Source organism: Brevundimonas sp. BR2-1, from assembly GCF_037626195.1.
Lineage (GTDB): Bacteria > Pseudomonadota > Alphaproteobacteria > Caulobacterales > Caulobacteraceae > Brevundimonas.
This window is the reverse complement of record NZ_JARKMV010000001.1, coordinates 988,358-1,012,996: the sequence shown is the minus strand read 5'-3', so window position 1 is coordinate 1,012,996 and position 24,639 is coordinate 988,358. Positions and strand designations below refer to the sequence as shown.

Annotated in this window: 19 protein-coding genes and 1 riboswitch; of the genes, 12 read left to right on the top strand and 7 right to left on the bottom strand. The window is 64.1% G+C overall.

Annotated elements, in window-relative coordinates; genetic code table 11:
* Position 1 precedes the first annotated feature (1 nt).
* From BrevBR_RS05095 to BrevBR_RS05050, 10 genes are all read left to right on the top strand, one after another.
* Positions 2-1,351 (top strand): hypothetical protein, encoded by a 1,350-nt coding sequence (locus BrevBR_RS05095; protein WP_340000163.1) that lies wholly within the window; start codon positions 2-4, stop codon positions 1,349-1,351.
* Positions 1,320-2,585, top strand: a complete 1,266-nt coding sequence (locus BrevBR_RS05090; RefSeq protein WP_340000162.1) for a hypothetical protein — start codon at positions 1,320-1,322, stop codon at positions 2,583-2,585. The genes BrevBR_RS05095 and BrevBR_RS05090 overlap by 32 nt, the downstream gene beginning before the upstream one ends.
* 126 nt (positions 2,586-2,711) lie before the next feature.
* On the top strand, positions 2,712-3,908 hold the full coding sequence (locus BrevBR_RS05085) for a glycosyltransferase family 4 protein (protein WP_340000161.1): 1,197 nt from the start codon (positions 2,712-2,714) through the stop codon (positions 3,906-3,908).
* A gap of 17 nt (positions 3,909-3,925) precedes the next feature.
* Entirely contained in the window at positions 3,926-4,738 is an 813-nt protein-coding gene (locus BrevBR_RS05080) for an FkbM family methyltransferase (protein ID WP_340000160.1), read from the top strand.
* Between the two features lie 39 nt (positions 4,739-4,777).
* Positions 4,778-6,913: a bi-domain-containing oxidoreductase gene (locus tag BrevBR_RS05075; RefSeq protein ID WP_340000159.1), complete on the top strand. Its 2,136-nt coding sequence runs from the start codon at positions 4,778-4,780 to the stop codon at positions 6,911-6,913.
* Entirely contained in the window at positions 6,910-8,742 is a 1,833-nt protein-coding gene (locus tag BrevBR_RS05070) for a heparinase II/III family protein (RefSeq protein ID WP_340000158.1), read from the top strand. Before BrevBR_RS05075 ends, BrevBR_RS05070 begins: the two co-directional genes overlap by 4 nt.
* 86 nt (positions 8,743-8,828) lie before the next feature.
* On the top strand, positions 8,829-10,046 hold the full coding sequence (locus BrevBR_RS05065) for a glycosyltransferase family 4 protein (RefSeq protein ID WP_340000157.1): 1,218 nt from the start codon (positions 8,829-8,831) through the stop codon (positions 10,044-10,046).
* A gap of 8 nt (positions 10,047-10,054) precedes the next feature.
* Positions 10,055-10,660, top strand: coding sequence for a sugar transferase (locus BrevBR_RS05060; protein WP_340000156.1), 606 nt, complete (start codon positions 10,055-10,057; stop codon positions 10,658-10,660).
* Positions 10,653-11,618 carry an ATP-grasp domain-containing protein gene (locus BrevBR_RS05055; protein ID WP_340000155.1) on the top strand — a complete coding sequence of 322 codons (966 nt, stop codon included), beginning with the start codon at positions 10,653-10,655 and terminating at the stop codon, positions 11,616-11,618. Before BrevBR_RS05060 ends, BrevBR_RS05055 begins: the two co-directional genes overlap by 8 nt.
* Positions 11,605-12,288 (top strand): HAD family hydrolase, encoded by a 684-nt coding sequence (locus BrevBR_RS05050; RefSeq protein ID WP_340000154.1) that lies wholly within the window; start codon positions 11,605-11,607, stop codon positions 12,286-12,288. The genes BrevBR_RS05055 and BrevBR_RS05050 overlap by 14 nt, the downstream gene beginning before the upstream one ends.
* On the opposite strand, the gene BrevBR_RS05045 is transcribed toward BrevBR_RS05050, so the two are convergent.
* Complete coding sequence (locus tag BrevBR_RS05045) at positions 12,276-13,250, bottom strand: class I SAM-dependent methyltransferase (RefSeq protein WP_340000153.1); 975 nt, start codon at positions 13,248-13,250, stop codon at positions 12,276-12,278. The genes BrevBR_RS05050 and BrevBR_RS05045 overlap by 13 nt on opposite strands.
* A gap of 27 nt (positions 13,251-13,277) precedes the next feature.
* Between BrevBR_RS05045 and BrevBR_RS05040 the strand changes: the two genes are divergently transcribed.
* On the top strand, positions 13,278-14,462 hold the full coding sequence (locus BrevBR_RS05040; protein WP_340000152.1) for a DegT/DnrJ/EryC1/StrS family aminotransferase: 1,185 nt from the start codon (positions 13,278-13,280) through the stop codon (positions 14,460-14,462).
* Between the two features lie 57 nt (positions 14,463-14,519).
* Here the strand turns inward: BrevBR_RS05040 and acs are convergent, their stop codons facing one another.
* From acs to metX, 6 genes are all read right to left on the bottom strand, one after another.
* Entirely contained in the window at positions 14,520-16,454 is a 1,935-nt protein-coding gene (gene acs / locus BrevBR_RS05035; RefSeq protein ID WP_340000151.1) for an acetate--CoA ligase, read from the bottom strand.
* Positions 16,455-16,473: 19 nt separating this feature from the next.
* On the bottom strand, positions 16,474-16,917 hold the full coding sequence (locus BrevBR_RS05030; protein WP_340000150.1) for an MAPEG family protein: 444 nt from the start codon (positions 16,915-16,917) through the stop codon (positions 16,474-16,476).
* Positions 16,910-18,598 (bottom strand): MFS transporter, encoded by a 1,689-nt coding sequence (locus tag BrevBR_RS05025; RefSeq protein WP_340000149.1) that lies wholly within the window; start codon positions 18,596-18,598, stop codon positions 16,910-16,912. The genes BrevBR_RS05030 and BrevBR_RS05025 overlap by 8 nt, the downstream gene beginning before the upstream one ends.
* Before the next feature lie 64 nt (positions 18,599-18,662).
* The gene (locus BrevBR_RS05020; protein WP_340000148.1) at positions 18,663-19,889 is read right to left on the bottom strand and encodes a homoserine dehydrogenase; all 1,227 of its coding nucleotides are present in this window, start codon (positions 19,887-19,889) and stop codon (positions 18,663-18,665) included.
* 9 nt (positions 19,890-19,898) lie between these two features.
* Positions 19,899-21,089: a cystathionine gamma-synthase gene (metB, locus tag BrevBR_RS05015; RefSeq protein WP_340000147.1), complete on the bottom strand. Its 1,191-nt coding sequence runs from the start codon at positions 21,087-21,089 to the stop codon at positions 19,899-19,901.
* Positions 21,086-22,072 (bottom strand): homoserine O-succinyltransferase MetX, encoded by a 987-nt coding sequence (gene metX, locus BrevBR_RS05010; RefSeq protein WP_340000146.1) that lies wholly within the window; start codon positions 22,070-22,072, stop codon positions 21,086-21,088. Before metX ends, metB begins: the two co-directional genes overlap by 4 nt.
* 104 nt (positions 22,073-22,176) lie before the next feature.
* Positions 22,177-22,299, bottom strand: a riboswitch (SAM riboswitch).
* Between the two features lie 277 nt (positions 22,300-22,576).
* On the opposite strand from metX, the gene BrevBR_RS05005 reads away from it, so the two are divergent.
* Positions 22,577-24,310, top strand: a complete 1,734-nt coding sequence (locus tag BrevBR_RS05005) for a hypothetical protein (RefSeq protein WP_340000145.1) — start codon at positions 22,577-22,579, stop codon at positions 24,308-24,310.
* The last annotated feature ends 329 nt before the right edge of the window (positions 24,311-24,639 follow it).

Here is a 24,639-nt window from a genome sequence, read left to right as displayed (position 1 = left end):
GATGAGCGTTCAGGACGGTCACTGGGGGCTGAACCGGCCACGACCCGCCCGCGCGGTCGCGGCCGGCTACAATCCGTTCTGGATCTATCTGTTCCTGTTCCCGGTCTTCTTCCAGCGCATCTTCATCGGGGGCGAGGGCACCGTCGCGTCCTATGACGAGTTGACCGGCGCTTCGACCGTATTGCTGGGGTACGGCGCTCACCTGCTGATCTGCCTGCGATATCTGCTGGAACCTAGTAATTTCCAGAAAGATCCGCTCTTTGGGAATGTATTCCTTCCCCTGTTCCTTGTTTCCGCTCTCCACATGCTCCTGCTGTTCGCCGAGCCGTTTGGAGCGAACCAAGCTGTGCTGGGCATATTGCGGTCGCTGTTCTGGATTCTGGCCTGCGTCGCCATCGTCAGGTACTCTACGCCGGAAGACTTTCTGAAGGCCGTGATCAATCTCATCCACGTGACCTTCATCGTGATTGTCGTTTCCTCGGTTGCCTATCGGATCACGGGGATTCCCTACCAGATCATCATGTTCGGCGATGTCCCGCGCGCGCAGGGGTTCCTGACGGAGCCTTCCGGCGCCGCCACCCTTCTGGCGGGCTACGTCGCGCACGCAATCTTCGTCCGGAAATACTGGCGCATCGTGCCTGCGATCATCGCGGTGGCGCTGATCAATTCCGTGATCGCCTATACCGGGTTCATAGCGGCGTTCGCGTTTGGAGGGATCAGCCTCCTGGTTGCATCGCCGGCGAACCGTGTGCTCCTGAGGCGGATAATTCTCTATTCGATCCCGGTTTCCTTCGTCTTTCTCGCTCTCGCCAGCGGGCCCATTTCGAGTTTCGCCACGGAATTACGGGCCAGCATCAGCATGACGTCCTTTGGCGACACCATGTTGTACCGGGGGGTCATCGACCGCCTGTTGCAGGCCATGAGCGTGCTGCAGACGGGCATCGACCTGGTTCGGGCGGGGGGCAATGTCACTGAGGGCGGGCTGTTCCGCTACACCTCCATTCTCCTGCTTATGGACGACCTCGCCCATTCCTGGCGCGGCCTGACCGGATATGGCCTCGGCGCCCACGCCCAGTTGATGGCGGCCAAGGAAATGTCGTTGCTCGATTTCGGGCTTCTCCCTTTGGCGTTCTCGTCGTTCGGCCTGCCTTTGGGCTTTTTGCTGTTCGCGTTCATGGCCAATTTCATGTCTCGCTCTGAACACCCGATCGCAATCTTCGGCACCCCCTGCCTCTTCATCGGGCTGTTCAACTCGGCCGGCGGCATCCACGGCTATTCCTTGGCGATCGTCGCCGCGCTGTTTCTCGTGAAGCTCGCCAGTGTCAGAAAAAACGCCCAGATCCGCCGCTGATTTCCTGACGGTTGTTGCGTCGCGGGGGGCTGGCTATTTCCTGTTGGCGTCGGTGCTTCTCGCCCGAAAATTCCAGCTTAGCCGCGTGGATCTGGCCGACGTCGGGCAGGACCTGTCGCTGGCCATGGTCGTCGTCACGCCGTTGCTCGGGGCGATTGCAGCAATTCTGTCGCGCAGGGTCATCCAGGCCCAGTCCATCCGGCTTGATCTCACAATCCTTCGTGCGTGGGTTCTGGGCGGGGGCGCAATCACCCTGCTGGGCATAGCGGTCGCTGTACCGGATATCCCGGCCCTCGATCAGCCGGGCAGAATACTCATCGCGTCCGGTTTCCTTTCCATGCACGGCCTGGTCGCCGCGCTTCTGCTTTGGTCGGGCATATCCGGCGAGAAGCGGCAATTCGCCCAGATCCTGATCGCCGTTATTCTGGTCATTCCGGTCAGCATCGGGATCCGGCTCGCGCTAAACTCCGGGGGTCTCGACAAGAGCTTTGCTCTGGAAGCCATGCTTCTCTGGGCCATCCTCGCATACACGATGTTCAGCGTGCACAAGGACCTCGAGTCCCCGAGAGACCACCTGTACCCCTTCTCCAGAACGACGATGCTGAAGTACGGCTCGATCAGCCTGTTCTTCAGTGGAACCATCGCTATAGACTGGCAGATCGGCAAGGTCGCGCTCGCGCAAACCCATTATATTCAGTGGGCCTCACGACGCGTTCTCATGGAACGCTTTCTGATGCCGCTGATGAATTCCGTCACCGCCGTCGTGCTCATTCGCATTCTGAGGCGCATGTCCGGTGACCGTCCAGGTCAGCCGAGCAATCTCAGCATCCCGGACCCGGATCGCAGGATCAGGGTCGGCGGGACGGCCTTGATCGTCGTCAGCAGCATCCTGGTGCTTCTGGCGGCTCCCGTGCTCGCCGGTACGAAAATACCCATGCTGGGAGACGGCCTCCTGCTGGCCTGGGGGTATCTGCTGTTCGGCGTCTGCTCCCTTTTCCTCGACCTATTCCAGGCTCGATGGGGATTGAAGAAAGTCGTCGTGACGCTGGGTTCTATCACACTCGTAAGAACGATCGCTTGCTGGTTGGTTGTCGAGCGTTTCGGCGTAACCGGATACGGAAACTTCTGGGTTATAACGAATGCACTTATTCTGATGTATCTTATATATAGTGTGATAGACACCGGTCTTCAGCCCTCGTTGCCTGAAGTTATAGTCAGCCAGAATGAATTTTGAGAATAGATCCATGGTTGGTTTGGGCGTCTGGACCCCAGACGATGCCCGTGCGCGCGCATTCGTCAGCCGGTTCGCTATCCGCGAGCTTTCCGGCAAACGCGTCGCGCAATGGCCGGGGCAAGCCGCATGACAACCGTCTGGTTTGTCTCAAGCCTTGAGCAGAAGGGCGGCGGAGAGCGCTTCGCCCTCGAGGCCGTCGCGGCCCTGCGGGACAGGGGTGTCGACGCCCGGATTGTCTGTGACCGACTGGACGAGGCGGCGAGCTTCGACGGCCGCTATGATCTGGATGGCGTGATCTGCACCGGAGAACCGTATAACGGCGCGACGAGCTACCTCAGACGGGTCATGAGCAAGGCCCGGGGACTGGTCGGCCTGTTCGGCATCCTGAAACGGATGCGGCCTGAAATCGTCGTATGCCAAAGCGAGTATGACGCGATCAAGATCTACTTGCTTTCGCGGGTGCTGGGCTTTCGCTACCGCGTCTATGTCTTCGGCCAGATGTTCCAGTTCCGGACGGATATATCCCGCTATTCGAGGACGTTCCGGCGGCATCTTGAAACCATCGTGGCGTCCCGGCCGGGCTATGTCTCGACGGTAGCGATGCCTCCGCCCCGCTTTTCGCCGGGGGTGACGCTGGTGAACGAGATCGTTTCGCGCCTGAAGTATTTCGCAATCCGGTCTGCCGACCGAATTTTCACCCTGTCCGACCAGGTGAAATGGGAGGTGTCGCTTCTCTACGGCCGGGATGACGCGGTCACGTTGCCGGCGGCGTTCGACGAATCCTTCATCAACGAGGCGGCTATCCTCCAGCCCCGGCCGGTCGGCCGGCCGGTTCGCTTGCTGTCGGTCTGCCGACTGGCTGAAAAGAAACGCGTCGAACTGACGATCTCGGGCTTCTCGGAATCAAGCCTGCCGGGCGAGTTGATCCTGGTCGGCACGGGCCCGGAGGAGGCCCGCCTGCACAGCCTCGCCGGCGCGTCGCGCCGCAGCCAGGACATCCATTTCCTCGGGTCTGTCGACGATGACCAACTGCGGGACGAATTAGCCCGCGCCGACTGTTTTATTTCGATGGATATCGGCGACTATGACATTTCCGTTGTCGAGGCGATGGCGCGCGGCCTAAGGGTCATCGTGCCCCAGGACTTCGATCTCAGCGCCTTCGCGCCCGGTTTCACAGGAGTGATACAAGTGGCGCCCACAACCGATGCGGTGGAGAGGGCTATCTCGTCCATCGAGCAGATGAGTGCTCCCGGGCCGGCAAACCTGGCGGCCCTGAAAAAGCAGACCTGGCAACATATCGCCCAGATCGTTGCGGCCTCTTGAGAAGGAGCCTTTCGCGAATGCCCACCCCCCTCTTTGGTCTCAGGAACTCGGTCGTCCGGCGCGCCGTGTTGAGACTGTTCCGGACGGTAAACCCCGGCGACGTCGCCATTCGCCACCATTGGGTCGGCAAGCCTCTCAGGCTGCATTCCTTCAAACACAAGGGGTACTGGTGGCATGGGAAACGGCGCGAGCAGGAGACGATCAACCGCTTCCATTCGTTGATCCGCCCCGGAGACGTGGTCATCGAGGTAGGAGGCCACATCGGCTACTTCACGATGATCTATGGACAGCTCGTGGGGGACAATGGGCTGGTCTGCGTGTTCGAGCCGGGCGAAAACAACCTGCCCTACATCAGGAAGAATATCGCCGCCTTCCCCAATGTGAAGCTGGTCGAGAAGGCAGCCTCCGACACAGAGGGCGCCGTCACGTTCTGGCTTGAGGACCTCTCCGGCCAGAACAATTCCATCATTGAGAACTATCACCTGCTGGATGGAAACATTCAGCTTTCCGGTCTTGGCGAAGGCGTTCACAAGCGCGCTGTCACGATACCATGCACCACCCTCGACGCCTTTTCGGCGGACCCTCTGCTGGAGGGGCGTCCCGTCAACTTCATCAAGATCGACGTCGAAGGCGCCGAGCTTCTGGTGTTGAAGGGTGCGTCGGCGCTGCTGAAGTCGATGCGCCCGGTCATGATGGTTGAAGTCACGCGAGAGGCGGAAGAGATTTTTTCTCTCCTGACTCGGCTCAACTATCGTCTCGAGCTGGCGGACGGTACTCCGGTCGCCTCCTCTGAGCAGATGAACGGGAACGTTTTCTGTTTCCCGGCCTGACGCCCCTGTAATTACTCCTGTTCCAATAAGCCGATAGCCATGCACCAAGTGATTCAGAACATGAGTAATGGAGAGACGCGCATCGAGCATGCGCCGACTCCGAAGGCTCCCGCGCGGGGGCTGCTCATCCGCACCAGCTGCAGCCTGATTTCGGCCGGCACGGAGCGGATGCTGGTCGATTTCGGCAGGGCTTCGATGCTGACCAAGGCCCGCCAGCAGCCGGACCGCGTCCGGCAAGTGATCGACAAGGCGCGGACTGACGGGCTTTTCTCCGCGATCGAGACGGTGCGCTCCAAGCTCGCCCAGCCTCTGCCGCTCGGCTACTGCAATGTTGGGGTCGTGCTGGAGACGGGTCGGGACGTCAGGGGATTCGAGGTTGGAGACCGGGTGGTCTCGAACGGACCCCACGCCGACGTCGTGGCCGTTCCGCGGACATTGGCGGCGCGTATTCCCGACAACGTGGACGACTCAGCGGCCTCGTTCACCGTGCTGGGCGCGATCGGATTGCAGGGCCTCCGGCTGGCCAACCCTACGCTCGGCGAGGCGTTCGTGGTTACCGGCGTCGGCATCATCGGATTGTTGACCGTTCAACTCCTGCGCGCCCAGGGCTGCAGGGTGCTGGCGATCGATTTTGACGAATCCAAGCTCGCGCTGGCCCGGCGGTTCGGAGCTCGCACCTGCAATCCGGGCGCGGGTGAGGATCCGCTCGCCGCGGGCCTGTCATTCAGTCGGGGGCAGGGTGTGGATGGCGTGATCATCACCGCCTCGACGACCTCCAACGATCCCGTTTCCCAAGCCGCGAAGATGTGCCGGAAACGGGGGCGCATCGTCCTGGTCGGGGTCGCCGGCCTGGATCTGAACCGGGCGGACTTCTACGAAAAGGAGCTGAGCTTCCAGGTCTCCTGTTCCTACGGTCCGGGGCGCTACGATCCCGCCTATGAAGAAGAAGGCCACGACTATCCGGTCGGCTTCGTCCGGTGGACCGAGCAGCGCAATTTCGAGGCGGTTCTCGACATGCTCGCCGACGGGCGCATCGATACGGCTTCGCTGATCAGCCATCGCGTCGACTTCACCAATGCGCCGGCGGCCTATAACGTTCTGGCCGAGGACCGGTCCGCGCTCGGGATCTTGCTGGAATACCCCGAGAAGCCCGCGGACGAACTGCTGATAAGCAGCCTTGCCATCCAGCCTGCTGTCTTCAACTCGGGCAAGGCGGTGTGCGGCTTCATCGGAGCCGGCAACTATGCTTCCCGCGTCCTGATCCCGGCCTTCCGCAAGTCGGGCGCGCAGTTGAAGACCATTGTCACCGCCGGAGGCCTCAGCGGCGTGATCCAGGGGCGGGCGTCGGCTTTTGCGGAAGCCTCGACGGACGTCGAGGACATGCTGGCGGACGCCGAAATCAACACGGTCGCGATCGTGACCCGCCACAACAGCCACGCCCGCTTGGTGGCGCAGGCCCTGACGGCGGGAAAGAACGTTTTCGTAGAGAAGCCGTTGGCGATCACCCTGGACGAACTCGAGCTTGTCGAGCAGGCTTGGGGGGCCGCCGGTCGGGACCGAGCGCGTCCCCACCTTATGGTCGGCTTCAACCGCCGCTTCGCGCCGCAGGTCGTGAAGATGAAGACGCTGCTGGCGACGGTGAATGAACCCAAATCCTTCATCATGACCGTCAACGCAGGAGCGATTCCGGCGAACCACTGGACCCAGGACTCCGCTGTTGGGGGAGGGCGCATCATTGGAGAGGCCTGCCACTTCATCGATCTGATGCGACATCTGGCCAACTCGCCCATCGTTTCCGTTCAGGCCCGATCAATGGGACGGGCGGAAAGCGGCATGATCACCGAGGACAAGGCGGCCATCACCCTCGGCTTCGAGGACGGGTCGTTCGGCACCATCCACTATCTGGCGAACGGATCATCCGTTTTCCCCAAGGAACGGGTGGAAGTGTTCGTGGCCGGCCGCGTCCTTCAGCTCGACAATTTCCGCAAGCTGAAGGGGTTCGGCTGGCCCGGCTTCTCCAGAATGAACCTCATGACCCAAGACAAGGGACAGAATGGCTGCGCCGCGGCGTTCCTTGCGGCGGTCGAGGGGGGGGCCGTTCCGATTCCGGCCGAGGAAATTCTCGAGGTCGCACGCGTCACCATCGAGAGCGCTGAAATCCTCCGGCGCCAATGAGGCAGGTCTGGACCCGCCTGCGCACGCTGCCACGGCTGGGATTGCTCAACCTGGCGCGCGTCGGAGCCTATCGGCTCGCCGTCCGGGCGGGGGTCCATGCCGCGCAGCGGATCACGGCGAACCCGCCCGTCGGGCCGTTCTTTCCGCCGCGAACGCCAAGGCCTTCGGGGCTGGAGCCCTCGGCGCGATGGCGTGATTCCGGTCTCTATTTCGGTTGGAGCGAAGTTGCACTGGTGGACGGCGTGCCTGCCTGGCACACCAATCCGTTCTCCGGCCGGACCGTAGCTGACGCCAACCGCCCCTGGTGGAAGGTCCCGGATTTCGATCCTGATCTGGGGGATATCAAGACAATCTGGGAGCCATCCCGGTTCGACTGGCTCATCTCTGCCGCGCAGCGCGCGAAGGAGGGAGACCCCTCCGGCCACGAGCAAATCGAACGCTGGCTGGCGGACTGGCTGCGCGCCAACCCTCCCTATCTCGGCCCCAACTGGAAATGCGGTCAGGAAGCATCCATCCGGGTGATGCATATCGCAATGGCCGCGCTGATGCTCGACCAGGGCGGGACTCCGAGCCCCGGCCTGCGGGATATGGTCGAGCTCCATCTGCGACGCATAGCCCCGACAATCGGATATGCCGTCGGGCAGGACAACAACCATGGCACGTCCGAGGCGGCCGCGTTGTTTGTCGGGGGCAGCTGGCTGGCGCGGCTTGGCGTTGACGCCGGGCGGGGGTGGGAAAGGCTGGGGCGGAGATGGCTCGAAAACCGGATCCGGACCCTCGTGGAACCTGACGGCAGCTTCAGTCAGTATTCAGTCAACTATCACCGGATCATGCTCGACGCGGTGTCTGTCACCGAGGTCTGGCGACGCAAATGGGAACTGCCGGCCTTCTCGCCGGTCTTCGAAGAGCGGATGCGGGCCGCGACGTCATGGCTGCACGCCCTCGTCGATCCCGTGACAGGCGACGCTCCGAATATAGGCGCCAATGACGGCGCGCGCCTTTTGCCGCTGACCGACACGGACTACCGCGACTACCGCCCGTCCCTTCAGTTGGCTGCGACCCTTTTTTGCGGCGCCCGAGCCTTCGCGGACGCGGATCTGGACGCGCCTCTGAAATGGCTGGACATACCGGCGCCGGCGTACGTTCTGCCGAAGGCCGTCAGTCGGCTCTTCGATGACGGAGGCTACGCCGTGCTCCGTCGAGGCGGCGCTCTTGCGGTGTTGAGATATCCCCGGTTCCGCTTTCGGCCGAGTGGGGCCGATGCCCTGCATCTGGATGTCTGGCTGGCCGGCAAGGGGCTTTTCCGCGACGCCGGCAGCTACACCTACAACGGCGACGGGCGGTGGCTGACCTATTTTCCCGGCACCGAGAGCCATAATACCGTGCAGTTCGACGATCGCGATCAGATGCCGCGGGTCGGACGATTCCTGTTCGGCGACTGGCTGAGGACCGAGGAGATCGCACCGATTCACGCCGTTCCCGGGGGTGAAGCCGTCAAGGCGTCATATCGGGACAGCAAAGGCGCCCGCCATGAGCGTAGCGTTACGATGAACGAGCATGGGGTCGGGGTGAAGGATTGGGTCTCCGGCTTTGATCGAAAGGCCGTCCTGCGCTGGCGGCTGCCGTCAGAGGCGTGGCGATTGACGCCAGACGGAGCGGACGGCCCGGAGGGTTCGATCTCGATCGTCGCTTCCACGCCCATCGTGCGAATGAGCATGGTTCGCGGCAGGGAGTCCCGCTATTATATGAAGCTGGAAGAATCCCCGGTACTGGAGGTCGAGATCGCCGCTTCGGGGTCCATGGAAACCAAAATTGCTTGGATCTATTGATTTATGCCAACGGCCGAGATGAGCGATATTTTGTCGATCGCCACCCGCTTCTTCAACGTATTCGATGGTACAAACGAAGTCGCTGAATGAGGTTTCTATACTTCCACCAACACTTCAATACCCCCGAGGGTACGGTCGGCGTACGATCCTATCAGATGGCGAGCACGCTGGTCTCGCGGGGCCACCATGTGACGATGGTGTGCGGACGATACAATGGCGCAGCCACCGGCCTCGAAGGGCCGTTCGTCGGCGGACGCCGCCGTGGAACGGTGAATGGCATAGACGTCATCGAGCTGGAGATTGATTATTCGAACGGGGACGGATTTGCGCGGCGCACGCTTTCCTTCCTGAGCTTCGCCCTCAAGAGCATTTCGGTCGCCTTAAGAGAAGATTACGATGTCCTGATTGCAACATCGACGCCGCTGACTGCCGGCATACCCGGCATTCTTGCCCGGTGGCTGCGCGGGAAACCCTTCGTATTCGAGGTCAGGGACCTCTGGCCGGAATTGCCGCGCGCTATGGGCGTGATCCGCAATCCGATAGTGCTTTGGGGAATGGGGGTGCTCGAATGGTTGAGCTACCATTCCGCCACGCGGCTCATTGGCCTGTCGCCCGGCATCGTCGCGGGAATTGCGCACAGGGGCGTGGACGAGGCGAACATCGCCTTAATTCCCAACGGTTGCGACCTTGATATTTTCAGCCAGTCCGTCGCCCCGGCCCGACCTGAAGGCGTCGCGCCCGAGGACCTTCTTGCGCTTTTCGCCGGGACACACGGTGTCGCCAACGGCCTGGACGCCGTTCTTGACGCCGCCAGCGTTCTGAAGCGGCGAGACCGTGGAGACATCAAATTCGTTCTGGCCGGGGAAGGTAAACTCAAGGTCAGACTGCAAGATCGCGCGCGTGAAAAGGGTTTGCGTAACGTGATATTCCTCGATCCGATGGGGAAATCGCGTCTCGCCAAGCTCATGATGGGAGCTGACGTTGGTTTGCAGGTACTGGCGAATGTGCCTGCTTTTTATTATGGAACATCGCCCAATAAATTCTTCGACTATATTTCCTCCGGTTTGCCGGTGGTCACAAATTATCCGGGATGGATCGCGGATATGATTGTGGCCAACGATTGCGGCTTCGCTGTTCCTCCCGAGGACGCGGAAGCGTTCGCCGATGCACTCGAAAACGCGGCGGATAATCGGGGGCGGTTCCCCGCCATGAAAGGAAACGCGCTGAAGGTCGCGGAAGGCTTTGACCGCCGGATACTGGCGGACCGCTTCGTGACCTGGGTCGAAGGGGCGGGCCGGTCGTGAAGCGTCTGATGGACGTCGTTGTGGGCGCGGTGGCGCTATGCCTCCTTTCGCCGCTGCTTCTGCTTCTCGCGTGGCAGGTTCGGCGACGGATGGGCGCGCCCGTCCTGTTCCGTCAGGTCCGTGTGGGACGGGACGGCCGTCTGTTCGAGATGATGAAGTTCCGAACGATGAAAGACGCTGTCGACGCCGCGGGCGCGCCGTTGCCTGATGCGGACCGGCTGACCCCATTCGGCTCCTGGCTGAGGGCGTCGAGCCTCGACGAACTCCCCGAACTCTGGAACGTGCTTCGGGGGGAAATGAGTCTGGTCGGCCCTCGTCCGTTGCTCCCTGCCTACCTCCCCCTGTACAGTCCTGAACAGGCGCGACGGCACGAGGTGCTCCCTGGAGTTACCGGCTGGGCGCAGGTCAATGGACGCAACGCCATTGGATGGAACGAAAAATTCGCCCTGGATGTGTGGTACGTCGACAACCGTAGCCTTTGGCTGGACGTGAAGATCATGATCCTGACGGCCAAGCGCATCCTCCAGCGGGACGGAATCACGGCGCAGGGATCGGCGACCTATCCTGAGTTCCAGGGCAACGATGGCTCTGACAAGGAATCAGCCGGTGTCTAACGTCTTGATACTTGCTGCGGGCCGCCGCGTAGAACTGGTGGAAGCCTTCAAGGAAGGGCTGGCTGCTCGCATTCCGGGCGCGCGTGTCTTCGCCACCGACACCCAACCGCTTCTTTCGTCTGCCTGCCATGTCGCGGATCAGGCATTTCGTTCCATCCCGGTCGTGGACGACGGTTATATCAAATTCCTGTTGAACCTTTGCATTGAGCATGGCGTCAAACTTGTTGTTCCGACCCTGGACACAGAGCTTTCACTGCTCGCCCGGAACAGGGCCATGTTTGCCCTGAACGGCATCGATGTCGTCATATCTGACATTGAGCTGGTTGATATATGCCGGGACAAGCGACGTACGGCCGAACTGTTCGACAAGGTCGGGATCGATACGCCGACCATCTATGCACGGGACGCGATCCGTTTTCCCGCGTTCGCAAAGCCGTATGACGGCAGCCGGAGCATCGGCGCGGCGCCCTTGCCATCGCCGGCCGACCTGACCCCCGCCATGCTGGCAGACGAGAAGCTCATGTTCATGGAAATGATCGGAGCCGATCACGTCGAGTATACCGTCGACGCCTATTATGATCGTCAGGGCGAGCTTCGTTGTCTGGTCCCACGGCAACGCCTGGAGGTTCGTTCGGGAGAGGTCAGCAAGGGCGTCACCCGGCGGGGGCCGGTTTATGACTATCTGCGCCCTCGCCTCGGACGTCTTCCCGGAGCGCGCGGATGTATTACCGTGCAGCTTTTCGTCCATCATGAGGCCGGACGTTTCGCGGGCATCGAGATAAATCCGCGTTTCGGCGGAGGTTATCCGCTGACCCATGCCGCCGGGGCCGCCTATGCCACATGGCTGATCGACGAGTATTTCCTCGGCCAGGCCGTGCCGTTCTCTGACGAATGGGAGAGCAACCTTCTTATGCTTCGGTATGACGCGAAGGTTCTCGCTCGCGATGTTGAAATCTGACCTCGCCGACACGGTCGTCGTGCTCGACCTCGACGACACTCTTTATCCGGAGGAAGCCTATGTGCGTTCCGGCATCTTGGCGGCGTGTGCTCTGGCGGGGGATCTCTACGGCGTGGACCACGGCGCTGACCTGCTGTCGCTCAGGGACGCGGGCCAGCGCGATTGGCTGACCGCCCTCTGTTCGCTCTTGCCGGCGGGGATCGATACCCGTGACGCGCTGCTATGGGCCTACCGCCTGCATCGACCGGACATCGCGCTTGCGACCGGCGTGCGCGAGACCGTAGCCGCTCTCGAGACGCACGCCAGATCGGTAGCGATCCTGACGGACGGGCGATCCATCACCCAACGCCTGAAGCTTGGGGCCCTTGGCCTCGATCACCTGCCCGTCTACATTTCGGACGAGTATGGCGGCGCTTTCAAACCCGATCAGACCCGGTTCCGCGCCGTCATGGCCGATTTTCCCGCAGATCAGTACGTCTATGTGGCTGACAATCCAGCCAAGGACTTCGCGGCTCCGAACGCCTTGGGTTGGTCCACCATCGGTGTTCGTGGGAACGAACCCGGCGTGCATTCCCAAGGAGCCGGAACAGCGCCGGACGATAATCCTGATTGCTGGATAGCGGGTGTCGCCGACCTGCTGGGTCCGGAGGAGCGGCTTCAGCCCTTCTGAGCCTCAGGCAGATGCGTGCGTGTTGCGACGACAAAATACCCGCCCGCAATCCGGTCCCGCTCGGCCGAGCGTTCACCAAGCCCGTCAAACCATTTCAGCGGATACAGCAGGATCGCCGTCAGGCCCTTCGCCGGCTTGTAGAGCGTCTGGTGGATCGCGCTTGCGGTGACGGCAAAGAACTCCACAGCTATGCGATAGAGGGCCGTGCCGTGCCCGACACTGATCCCGACCTGATTGATCGACCAGGCGGGCCCGTCAAAGAGTTCCGTGATGCCGTGCCGCGAAAAGCGGTAGAAGTCATAAGGGCCCGGGTGAAATCCAATCTGGAACGGCAGCTGGCAGTATATCCGGCCTCCGGGTTTCAGGACTCGCTCAAGTTCCGACAGCGCCGACCGATAGTCCCCGATGTGCTCCAGCACTTCCTGGGTGATGATCAGGTCGACCGAGGCATCCTTCAAGGGTATGCGGCCGCCGTCGGAAACAATGTCGACCGTTTCGGTGTTTTGCACATCGAGATTGATGATGCGGTCGTGGAACTCCATCGTTCCGCAGCCGAAATTCAGCCCCTTGCGCGCGCCATCACGGTCGAGATCAGCCAGCAACGGCGCAAGGGCCTGGCGGACGGCTCGTGACGAATTGTGGTCCGCGTAGACGTGACGCACAATCAATTCGCTCAGGCCGCCGCGGCGCGCCGGCTCAGGCTGGTCAGCGGTGTCGCGAGCGACCAGGCGTTCGCCCACCCACCGATACTCGGCAGATGAAAAATTCGTCAGCCCGGCGAACCATGCGGTGACGGTTCCGGTCGCCTCCCGGGACATAGGATCGGGGGCCGGCTCAGAGATTGAAGACATTGATGCAGGGGGTTCCGGGAAATGCATGGGTCGAATGCTGCATGCCCAGTGCTTGACCAGCCACGGCAACCGCTTCAACCTGATGATGAACGATCTGCCGTTTTTCCGCAACAACGCCCCTCCTGTGTCTGATGGTTGATGCTTAACACCCCCTTCTCCCCGTGGCCCAGTTTCACAACCGAGGAGATTGAGGCGGTGGCCGCTGTCCTTGCATCGAACCGCGTCAACTACTGGACCGGAGATCGCTGTCGGGAGTTCGAACGCCGGTTCGCCGACTGGGTGGGAACGCGCCATGCCGTCGCGCTGGCCAACGGCACGGTCGCCCTCGATGTCGCGTTGAAAGCGCTGGGAATCGAACCCGGCGACGAAGTCGTCACCACGTCCCGAACCTTTCTGGCGTCCGCCTCCTGCATCGTTACCGCGGGGGCGATTCCGGTCTTCGCTGACGTCGACCTGGACAGCCAGAACATAACCGCCGCGACGATCGAGGCCGTACTCACGCCGCGGACCAAGGCCATCATATGTGTCCATCTCGCCGGCATGCCGTGCGACATGGATCCCATCATGGAACTCGCCGAACGGCGCGGCCTCCAGGTGATCGAGGACTGCGCCCAGGCGCACGGAGCGGTCTATCGCGGGCGGAGCGTCGGCTCCATCGGCCACATCGGGGCCTGGTCGTTCTGTCAGGACAAGATCATGACGACGGGCGGAGAAGGCGGCATGGTCACGACGGACGACCCGGCGCTGTGGTCGTTCATGTGGTCCTACAAGGACCACGGCAAGAGCTGGGAAGCGGTCTATGAACGGGACCATCCCCCGGGCCCCCGTTTTGTCCATGACACCTTCGGAACCAACTGGCGTATGATCGAGATGCAGGCCGCCATCGGTCTGGTCCAGCTGGATCGAATGGCGGACTGGACGGGGCGGCGGACCAGGATCGCCCAGGCCCTCTCCAGCGCATGTGCGCCCTTTGGCGGATTGCGTGTGCCGGCGACACCCAATCACGTCACCCACGCCTGGTACCGCTTCTATGCCTTCGTCCGTCCGGAAAAGCTGGCTCTAGGCTGGAGCAGGGACCGGATCATCGACGCCATCGCAGCTGAAGGCGTGCCCTGCCTCCATGGGTCAGCTTCGGAGGTCTATCGGGAAAAAGCCTTCGACGGGACAGGCTGGCGTCCCGCCGAGAGACTGCCGGCGGCGCGTGCGTTGGGTGAAACCAGCATTGCCTTCCTGGTGCACCCCACGCTGACCGAGGCGGAGGTCGACAAGACCTGCAAGGCGATCGGACATGTCATGCGGCAGGCTGAGTTCCGCGGAGACTGACGCCAGATCGACCTGCCGCTCGTGCGGGTTCAATGGCCGGCTGCAGCCGGGAGCGGATCAGGTCCCGCGTCCGCTCACCAGCTCCTCCACCGCCCCCGGGTCCGCCAGCGTCGACGTATCGCCCAAACTCCCCACATCCCCCTCCGCGATCTTCCTCAGTATCCGCCGCATGATCTTCCCCGAACGCGTCTTGGGCAAACCCGGCGCCCAGTGGATCACATCCGGCGCCGCGATCGGCCCGATCTCTTTCCTCACGTGGGTGATCAATGCCTTCTTCAACGCGTCTGTCGGCTCCACCCCCGCGTTCAGGGTGACGTAGGCGTAGATGCCCTGGCCCTTGATGTCGTGAGGGAAGCCGACCACCGCCGCCTCGGCCACGTCGTCGTGCAGGACAAGGGCTGACTCCACCTCGGCCGTGCCCATGCGGTGGCCCGAGACGTTGATGACGTCGTCGACCCGGCCGGTGATCCAGTAGTAGCCGTCCTCGTCGCGGCGGCAGCCGTCGCCGGTGAAATACTTGCCCGGATAGGCGCTGAAATAGGTGTCGAAGAAGCGCTGGTGATCGCCCCAGACGGTGCGCATCTGTCCGGGCCAGCTATCGGTGATGCACAGGTTGCCCGAGGTCGCGCCCTCCAGCACCGCGCCGTCGGCGTCGACCAGTTGCAGCTCGACGCCCGGCAGCGGCTTCGTCGCCGAGCCGGGTTTCAAGTCGGTGGCTCCGGGGAGGGGCGAGACCAGGATGCCGCCGGTCTCGGTCTGCCACCATGTGTCGACGATGGGGCAGCGACCGTCGCCGACGACCTCGTGATACCAGCGCCAGGCCTCGGGATTGATGGGCTCGCCGACGCTGCCGAGCAGGCGCAGCGAGGTGCGGCTGGTCGCCTTCACCGGCGCGTCGCCCTCGCGCATCAGGGCTCTCAGCGCCGTGGGGGCGGTGTAGAAGATCTCGACCTGATGCTTGTCGATCACCCGCCAGAAGCGGCTGTGATCCGGATAGTTGGGCACGCCCTCGAACATCAGCGTGGTCGCGCCGTTGGCCAGCGGGCCATAGACGCAATAGCTGTGGCCGGTCACCCAGCCCACGTCGGCAGTGCACCAGAAGACCTCGCCGGGGCGGTGGTCGAACACCAGCTCGTGCGTCCACGCCGCCCAGAACAGATAGCCGCCTGTGGTGTGCAGCACGCCCTTGGGCTTTCCGGTCGAGCCCGAGGTGTAGAGGATGAACAGCGGGTCCTCGGCATTCATCGGTTCGCACGGACAGTCGTCGCTGACGCCGTGTTTGGCCTCGCCGTAGCGGACGTCGCGGCCGGCCACGATCGGGATGTCGGCGTTGGTGTGCGAGACGATCAGCACCTTGTCGACCGCCACCTTCTCCAGCGCTGCGTCGACGTTGGCCTTCAGGGGGATGCGCTTGCCGGCCCGCAGGCCTTCGTCCGCGGTGATCACCACCTTCGATCCGCAGTCCTCGATCCGACCGGCGAGACTGTCGGGCGAGAAGCCGCCGAAGACGACCGAATGGACCGCTCCGATCCGGGCGCAGGCCAGCATCGCAACAGCCGCCGCCGGGATCATCGGCATATAGAGGGTGACACGGTCGCCCTTCACGACGCCCAGGCCCTTCAGCACATTGGCCATGCGGCAGACTTCGGCTTGTAGTTCGCGATAGGTCAGGCCGCCGGACTGGGTCGGCTCGTCGCCCTCCCACAGGATCGCGGTCTGGTCGCCGCGCTCGGCCAGATGCCGGTCAAGGCAGTTCCACGCGACGTTCAGGACGCCGTCCTCGAACCAGCGGATGCGGAAGTCGGCCTTGTCGAACGACACGTCCTTGATGCGGGTCGGCGCGGTCATCCAGTCCAGACGGCGGGCCTGTTCGCTCCAGAAGGCGTCCGGGGTTTGCCGCGCCGAGGTGCGGGCGGCCTCGTAGGAGGCGCTGTTCATCCGGGCGCGCTGCGACCATTCGGAAGGGACGGGATAGATTTCGGGGTCGGTCATTCGGTGCTTCTACGGGCTTTCAGAGGACGCCGGTGACGGCCAGAAAGGCGTGGGCCATCAGCCAGAGAAGGCCCAGAAAATTGATTGTGAACACCTGCCCCCGCAAGGCGACATTGTCGCCGCTGCACTGGACGGCGGCGTGGATCAGCCGGCCGATCAGGAAGACCCATGCGGCGGCGATGTCCCATACGGTGACATGGGCGGCGAGGATCAGCAGGATCGCCGCGACCCAGACGAAAACCGGCGCCTCGAACTGGTTGGCCAGATTGCGCTGGAGGCGGGCGGACAACGGCGGGTCGCCGTCCGCGCGCGCGAAGTCGTTCTTCGCCGCCTCGCCGCGGCGGACGACCACCAGCCGCGCCCAGGTCAGCCCGGCGTAGAGACAGACGACCAGACCGAAATGCAGGAACAGCGGCAGCAGTAGCTGCATCGCCGCGGGCGTCATGAGCGCCGTCTCACTCATGCAGGTCGGCATCCTTCCGGTCTTTGACGAACAGGAAGCCGACCACCACCGTCACCAGCGCCACCACCACCGGATACCAGAGGCCGTAGTAGATATTGCCGGTGGCTGCGACCATGGCGAAGGCGGTGGTGGGCAGGAAGCCGCCGAACCAGCCGTTGCCGATGTGATAGGGCAGGGACATCGACGTGTAGCGGATGTTGGTCGGGAACATCTCCACCAGCGCCGCCGCGATCGGCCCGTAGACCATGGTCACATAGAGGACGAGCAGGAACAGGATGCCGACGACCATCGGCCGGTTCACCAGCGCACTGTTCGCCTTGGCGGGATAGCCGGCGGAGGTGAGAGCCTCTCCCAGGCGCCCCTCGAACCCCGTCTTGAGCGCCGTGAACTCCGCGCGGCTGATGGCGCCGCTGGGGATGGAGGCGAACCTTACGTCCTCGGCGATGACGCTGTGGAAGCTGGGAACAGTCGTGCCGCCGATGCGGACCTCGGCCGTCGATCCGGCCGGGGCGGCCACGTTGACGTAGGTGACGCCGGCCTTGGCCAGATAGGATTTGGCCAGATCGCACGAGCTGTCGAACACGGTCTTTCCGACCGGATCGAACTGCAGGGCGCAGTCGGCGGGGTCCGCGTGCACGCTGACCGGGGCCGTGGCGGCGGCTGCGGCCAGCTGCGGATTGGCCGCCTGCGTGAGGGCGTGGAACAGCGGGAAATAGGTCAGGGCGGCCAGCAGGCAGCCCGTCAGGATGATCGGCTTGCGCCCCACCTTGTCCGACAGCCAGCCCCAGAAGACGAAGAAGGGCGTGGCCAGAAGCAGGGCGGTGGCGATCAGGATATTTGCCAGCGGTCCGTCGACCTTCAGCGTCTTCTCGAGGAAGAACAGGGCGTAGAACTGGCCCGTGTACCAGACCACCGCCTGACCCGCCGTCAGGCCTACCAGCGCCAGCAGCACCAGCTTCAGGTTCGGCCACTTCCCGAAACTGTCCTTGAGCGGTGTCTTCGATCCCTTCCCCTCGGCCTTCATGCGGGCGAAGGCCGGGCTCTCGGCCAGCTTCAGCCGGATCCACAACGACACGCCCAGCAACAGGATCGAGACGAGGAAGGGGATGCGCCAGCCCCACTCCTTGAACGCCTCCTCGCCGACGACGGTTCGGACGCCCAGGATGACCAGCAGGCTCAGCATCAAACCCGCGGTCGCGGTGATCTGGATGAAGGAGGTGTAGAAGCCGCGCTTTCCGGGCGGCGCATGTTCGGCGACATAGGTCGCCGCCCCGCCATACTCCCCGCCCAGCGCCAGACCCTGCACCAGCCGCATGGCGATCAGGATCGCCGGAGCCGCCACGCCGATCGCCGCATACGATGGCAACAGGCCAACCACGAAGGTCGACAGCCCCATCAGCAGCATGGTGACGAGGAAGGTGTTCTTGCGCCCCCAAAGGTCGCCCAGCCGCCCGAAGAAAATGGCCCCGAACGGCCGCACCGCAAACCCGGCCGCGAAGGCCATCAGGGCGAAGATGAAACCGGTCGTCTCGTTCACGCCCGAGAAGAACTGCGCCGTGATGATCGCCGCCAGCGAGCCGTACAGATAGAAGTCGTACCACTCGATCACCGTCCCGACCGACGAGGCCAGGATGACCAGACGGTCGTTGCGGTCGACGGTGTGTTCGGCGGCCTCGGTCATGCGTCCTCCCCAATGGCGCCGGAGGAAACTGAACGGCGAAAGCGGCGGTGTCGAGAGCAGGCGTTCACCGCAACTCGATCAGATCCTCCAGATCGGCCCAGACGCTTTCGGCCGTCGGCCGGCGGCCGGCGCCGCGGCCGGTGGCGGTGAGTATCCGGCCGTCCGCCAGCGTCACGCGCAGGGCGTTCGCCTCGTCGGGCAGGTTCGCGAACAGGGCGTCGCCGTCCACGGCCTCGAAGCCCACGCCAGTCCCGCCGGACGCGACGTCCAGCCGCGCGATCTGACGGACCCGCCCGGCGGGCAGGACGGCCTCGGCCGACAGGGTCTGGCGCGCGACGGTCTCGATCCGCAGCGACCGGCCCAAGCCTTCATGGGCGAGGATGGCCAGCTTGGCGGCGGCGTCGAGACCCGTCAGGTCGGCGCTCGGATCTTCTTCCGCGAAGCCGGCCTCGCGGGCGGCGGTCAGGGCGTCGTCGAAGGCCCCGCCCTCCGCCAGACGGTTGAGGATGAAGTTGCAGGTCCCGTTCAGCACCGCCTCAATGCGGACGATCTCACCTTGCGCTGCGGCGCGGCGCACCGTCTCGATGAGGGGCGCACCGCCGCCGACGCTGGCGGAATAGAGCAGGCGCGCGCCGGCGCTTCCGGCCAGCGCCGTCAGGCCGGGAAGGTCGCCGCCGACCGCCTGTTTGTTGGCGCTGACCACATCCACGCCGCGCGACAGGGCGGCGCGGATCAGGGCCAGACCCGTCGAGGCGTCCGAGATGGCCTCGACCACGACATCGGGCTCGCGCGCCAGAAGGGCGGCGGGATCGGACAGGGCGAGGCCGGCGGGAATGGCGACGTCGCGGGCCTTGTCCGGATCGCGGACCAGCACGCCGACGACCTCGAACCGGGCGTCGGCCAGCAGGCGCGGCAGGACGCCGCCGCCGACCACGCCGCAACCGGCGAGCGCGATACGAAGCGGACCCTTCGGCGCCGGCGCCTTGCGATCTGGCGCGGCGTCCGACCCGGCCACGATGGCCACGCCGGCGCCGAGCAGGGCCTCGCCCGGAGCGGCCCGGATCGCACCGACTCCGATGGCGTCGAGCGCCTCGGCCAGGCGCGAGGAAGGATCGGCCCTGCCGCAGGCGACCGCGACGACCCGGCGGCCTCGCCGGACCTGCCGATACACGGCGGAGGCGGCCTCGAGGGGGTCGGAGAGGTCGAGCTGCAGCAGGGCCACCGGTTCGTCGGCGACGGGGGAGGAGACGTCGTCGGCGGCCGGGGTTCGGGAAAGGGGGAGGGCGGTCATGTCAGATCCTCACGCGGCTTGCGCGGCGAGCGGAGCCGCGGCGGGGATCAGGGCGAGGGCGGTCGTCAGATCGGCCAGCAGATCCTCGGGATGCTCCAGCCCGATCGACAGGCGCAGCAGGCCGTCGGTGATGCCGGCGGTGACGCGCGCGTCCGGGGTCATGGCCGCATGGGTCATCAGCGCCGGGTGCGCGATCAGGCTTTCAACGCCGCCGAGAGACTCGGCCAGGGTGAATACCTCCAGCCCGTCGACGAAGGCGCGGACAGCCTGAATGTCGTGCAGCTCGAAGCTCAGCATGGCGCCGAAGCCCGCCTGCTGCCGCGCCGCGACGGCGTGGCCGGGGTGGGTCTTCAGGCCGGGATAGTGGACGGCCTTCACCTCGGGCTGGGCCGCCAGCCACTCGGCGACGCGACCCGCGGTCGCCTGCTGCCGCTCGACGCGGGCGAACAGGGTGCGCACGCCGCGCAGGGTCAGATAAGCGTCGAACGGGGAGCCGGTGACACCCAGACAGTTGGCCCACCAGGTCAGCCGCTCCAGGTCGGCCGGGCCCTTCGCCACGACGCAGCCGCCGACCACATCGGAATGGCCGTTGATGTATTTGGTCGTCGAATGGATCACCAGATCGGCGCCCAGCGCGATCGGCTGCTGCAGGGCCGGCGACAGGAAGGTGTTGTCCACCGCCGCCTTGCAGCCGACGGCGTGGGCCCGGGCGCACAGGTCGGCGACGTCCACCACCCTCATCAGCGGGTTAGAGGGCGTCTCGATCAGGATCAGTTTGGGCTTCAGGGCGAAGGCCGCGTCCAGGGCGGCGCGATCATTCTGGTCGACGAACTGCACGTCGAAATGGCCGCGTTTCGCGCGGGCGCACAGCAGCCTGTGGGTGCCGCCGTACAAGTCGTGCGGGGCGATCAGCAGGTCGCCGGGCTCGAGCGAGAACAGGGCCAGATCGACCGCCGCCATGCCCGTGGCGGTCACCACCGCGCCGCAGCCCCCTTCCAGCTTCGCCAGCGTCTCGCCCAGCACGTCGCGGGTCGGATTGCCCGACCGCGTGTAGTCGTAGCGCCGCTTTCCATCGAGGCCGTCGAAGCTGTAGTTCGACGACAGATACAGCGGCGGCATCACCGCGCCGTGCGCCGGGTCGCTGTTCACGCCGTGCCGGGCGGCGGTCGTACAGGGGTGGGCTTGAGCGGGGGCGGTCATGCGGCGATCTCGCTGGGCTGGGAGGCGGGGAGGTAGGAGAGGACGTCGTGCAGGGCGCGGCCAATCAGCTCGCGCTCCTTCAGGAAGGCGTCGTGGCCGAAGATCGAGGGGGCCTCGATCAGGCGGCGCAGGTCCGGAACGCGGGCCGCCAGCTCGCGGCTGTCGGCGATCGGAACCAGAGTGTCCGAGGTGAAGCCGATCACGGTCAGGGCGCAGCGCACGGCGCGCGGATCGACGTCGTGGCGGTCCAGAGAATCCGACAGGCTGATCCAGCGGTCGGCACTCGTCGCCTCGGCATAGGCTGCGCCGCGGGCGATCAGATAGTCGCACACGGGCCAGGGATCGCCGGCTGCATCGGGCGGCGCCGGGCTGAAGCGCAGGGCGAACTCATCGGCGGTGCGATAGGTGGTCATGGCCAGCTGGCGGGCGAGGGCGATCCCCTCGGCTTCGCGGCCGCAGTCGCGGGCGAAGGCCAGCAGCCGACGCTGCACGCCGCGCACCGCGGTCGCGGCCGGGTGGGCGCGGTGGGCGGCGGAGATGACGGCCAGTTCCCCGATCCGCTCGGGGAAGAGCGCCGCGAAGGCCAGACCGATGCAGCCGCCGTACGAGGCGCCGACGAAGGCGTCGATGCGCGGCTCTCCCAGCGCGTCCAGCAGCAGGGCCAGAAGGCGCGCCTGATCGGCGGTGGTGATGGTGACGCCGGGTTCGTCGCGGCCGGGCAGCAGGTCGAAAGCCAGCACGCGGACGCGGTTCAGATCGACGGGCCCGCCGGCCTTCACCGCCCACGACCACCAGCGCGTGGCGAACCGCCCGCTGGAGATGCCGCCGGCGACGACGACCAGCGGACCGTTGGCCGCGCCGTGCAGACGGCCCACGACCTGCGTCGCGGTCAGGCGCTGGCCGGACTCCAGCCGGAAGTCGTCGGGAAGGATCGCATGGACGTCGCGTCCGGCGGTCTCTTCAAGGGTTTCGCTAGACGCCACGGTCCGCTCCGGTCTCGCTCAGCGAGACCGATGGGGCGAACCAATTCCTTGCGTGACAGACCCGTGAAGTCAGTCGGTCCCCGGACGTGAGGGGGCCGTCGCTTCACTCATCTCTCGCGGCTTCCGAAGACGCCTCGCAGGAGTTGGCACCATCTCCAGGATCGGGTGGATCCTGGAAGGTTGCCCCGGCATCAAAGGGCCTATCCCTCCGCCGGTCTTGATGAGCGCCCTTAGGTTGGCGAAGGGCATTGGAGCCGTCAACCCCCTCAGATCACGCTCCCTGTTCCGGCGGGTCGGATCCTGGGGCAAAGTCAAAGCAGATGAGAGGCGAAACATCGGCGGGCCCACGGCCACCATGGGGCATCCCGAGCCTTGCGCGTCCGCTCCGCCTCGTTCGTCAGGGTCAGGTCAGGGGCATGGCTCTCGAATGGAAGGAACTGCTGGCCTGATTGACCCGCTGAATGACCGCACCAGCCAAGCTTGAAGCCACGAAACTCTCAGGTAATGCTCGTTTACAACGGACCGCCTGAAGAATCGGCGCTCCCAAGCGATGTCCTAGGGCTATCCCTGCAATCGCTTTCCGAGCTGAGGGTCTCCGCAATGCAAAGACGACACTTGTTGGGCCGCGGACTTGCGCTTGCAAGCGCAGGCGGCTTGTCGGGATTCAAAGTCACTCCTGCCGAGACCTCGGTAATTCCCGGTTTTGCGGCCAACATTCCGCCGGCCGTGGCGCCTTCGCGCCAGATAGCGGCGGCGTCACGGTTTTCCGACGATGTCTCCCTTCTGCGCACGGAGGGCTATCAGTCCGCCGGCGACTTGGGCGGAGCGCTCTACAAGCGGGCGCCTGCCGAGCCCGCGCATGTTGGCAAGTTTCAATCCGCTGACGGAGCATGGTGGGAGATCGCAGAACGCACCCTGAACCCCTTCATGTTCGGAGGCAGGGACGCCAACCTCGATCCTGAATGGGACAGCTCGTTCGCGGTACAATCCGCGATCGACCTCGCGGGAAACTGGCCCCACGCGGGCTTCGCCGGTTGCGTGGAGTTTCCCTGCTATTTCAGAACTACGACCACTATTCTGAAACGGCCGTATGTTTCGCTCCTTGGCGTTGGGCCGGGGCGCTCCGGTTTGCGGCCTCATATGTCCAGCGGCCCGGCGCTGGACTGCGACAGCGTCGTGAATACCTCGAGCGCATATCTGGATCGGCTTGAGAGATTTACGATCGACGGCGCCGGCGCTTCCGGCTCGGCCTATGCAATACGTCTCCAGGGCCAGAAACACGTCAGGCTGACCCAGATCGGCTTCTGGCATTTCCGAAACACAACGACCCATGCAGTCCAGATTCTCGGCAGCTGCTATTCCGTCATTTTCGATCAGTGCAATTTCCTGGGCAACAAGCGCCACTTTAAGGTTTCGGCGACCGACGTCGCCGCGAGCCTGTTTCCCACGACGGTGACCATAGGCGCGACGGTGTTCGAGGATGGGGAGGCATCAGGACACGAGGCCATCCTTTTGCAGGACGCCAGCGGAGTCACGTTCACCGACGATTGCGTCTTCCAGAGCAATAAGCAGAAGGTTCTTTTTCGCATTGTCGGGGGCCCGTCGCGAGCCACTCGGCATCTGCACCGGTGGATCAGCCCGTACATCGAAGACAATGGCGGGGGTCAGATCGGAGCCCGGACGTGGGAGTTCGTTGGCCGAGCCGGCAATGCGGTGGACTGGTGTGAAATCACGGGAGCCAAGATCCACGGCGCGGCGCCATCAGGGGGCCACATATACGCCGAGCATACCGACCACCTGCTGGCTAGGGACAACTCCGTCGGACCCGAGCACAAATGGCTGACCGACGGGGGCAGCAACATCAACTACGATATCGATGCGCGTTATGTCGGCCAGACAGATCTGCAGTCGACGCGTTACAACACCACTCGGTGTGTCTTCGATGAAAACGGGTATGTCGGGGAGCATGACGGCGTCATCCCACTGACCGTGGTCAAATCCGCTCCCGGCCGTTTCGATGTCCGGCTTGGTCGAGCCCTAAAGTTAAGGGCAGCATACATCAACGTCCAAGCTTTCGATGCCGCCGGGCGCTCCCTGACATGCACGAGACGTCTGGCCGACGAGAAAACGTTGCGCATTGATGTGGTCGCTAGCGGTGACGAACGGGACGGCCTGCTCATCAGTCCCGCCGGCTGGGTTAACGTAGAAATCTGCGGAGAAATTTCGCCAGCCGGCTAATGCTCTATGGTCGCCTTCGTCAGATGGCGGGCACTCTGCATTGGGGCGGCACGATGGCGATAGCGGCGGACAGTAGGAGGACTGCAGTCTACCGCTCCGTCACAGGTTCCGCGCGAGTCCCAACAGAGCCGACATGGGGGAAGCTAGGATGTTCAAGGGGGTGACGAGCTTGAGCGCGAGGAAAGGACGGGGTGCAGATCCTGCTGTTAATTCTGTAACGCGCCTAAGTGGAAGTCAGCTATATCGATCCATGCGACGCCCCGCCTAGGATTTGGAGTGGCTGACGGAATAGCGCGGCGGGTGAGCGAGCCGTTCCGAAACACACTGAA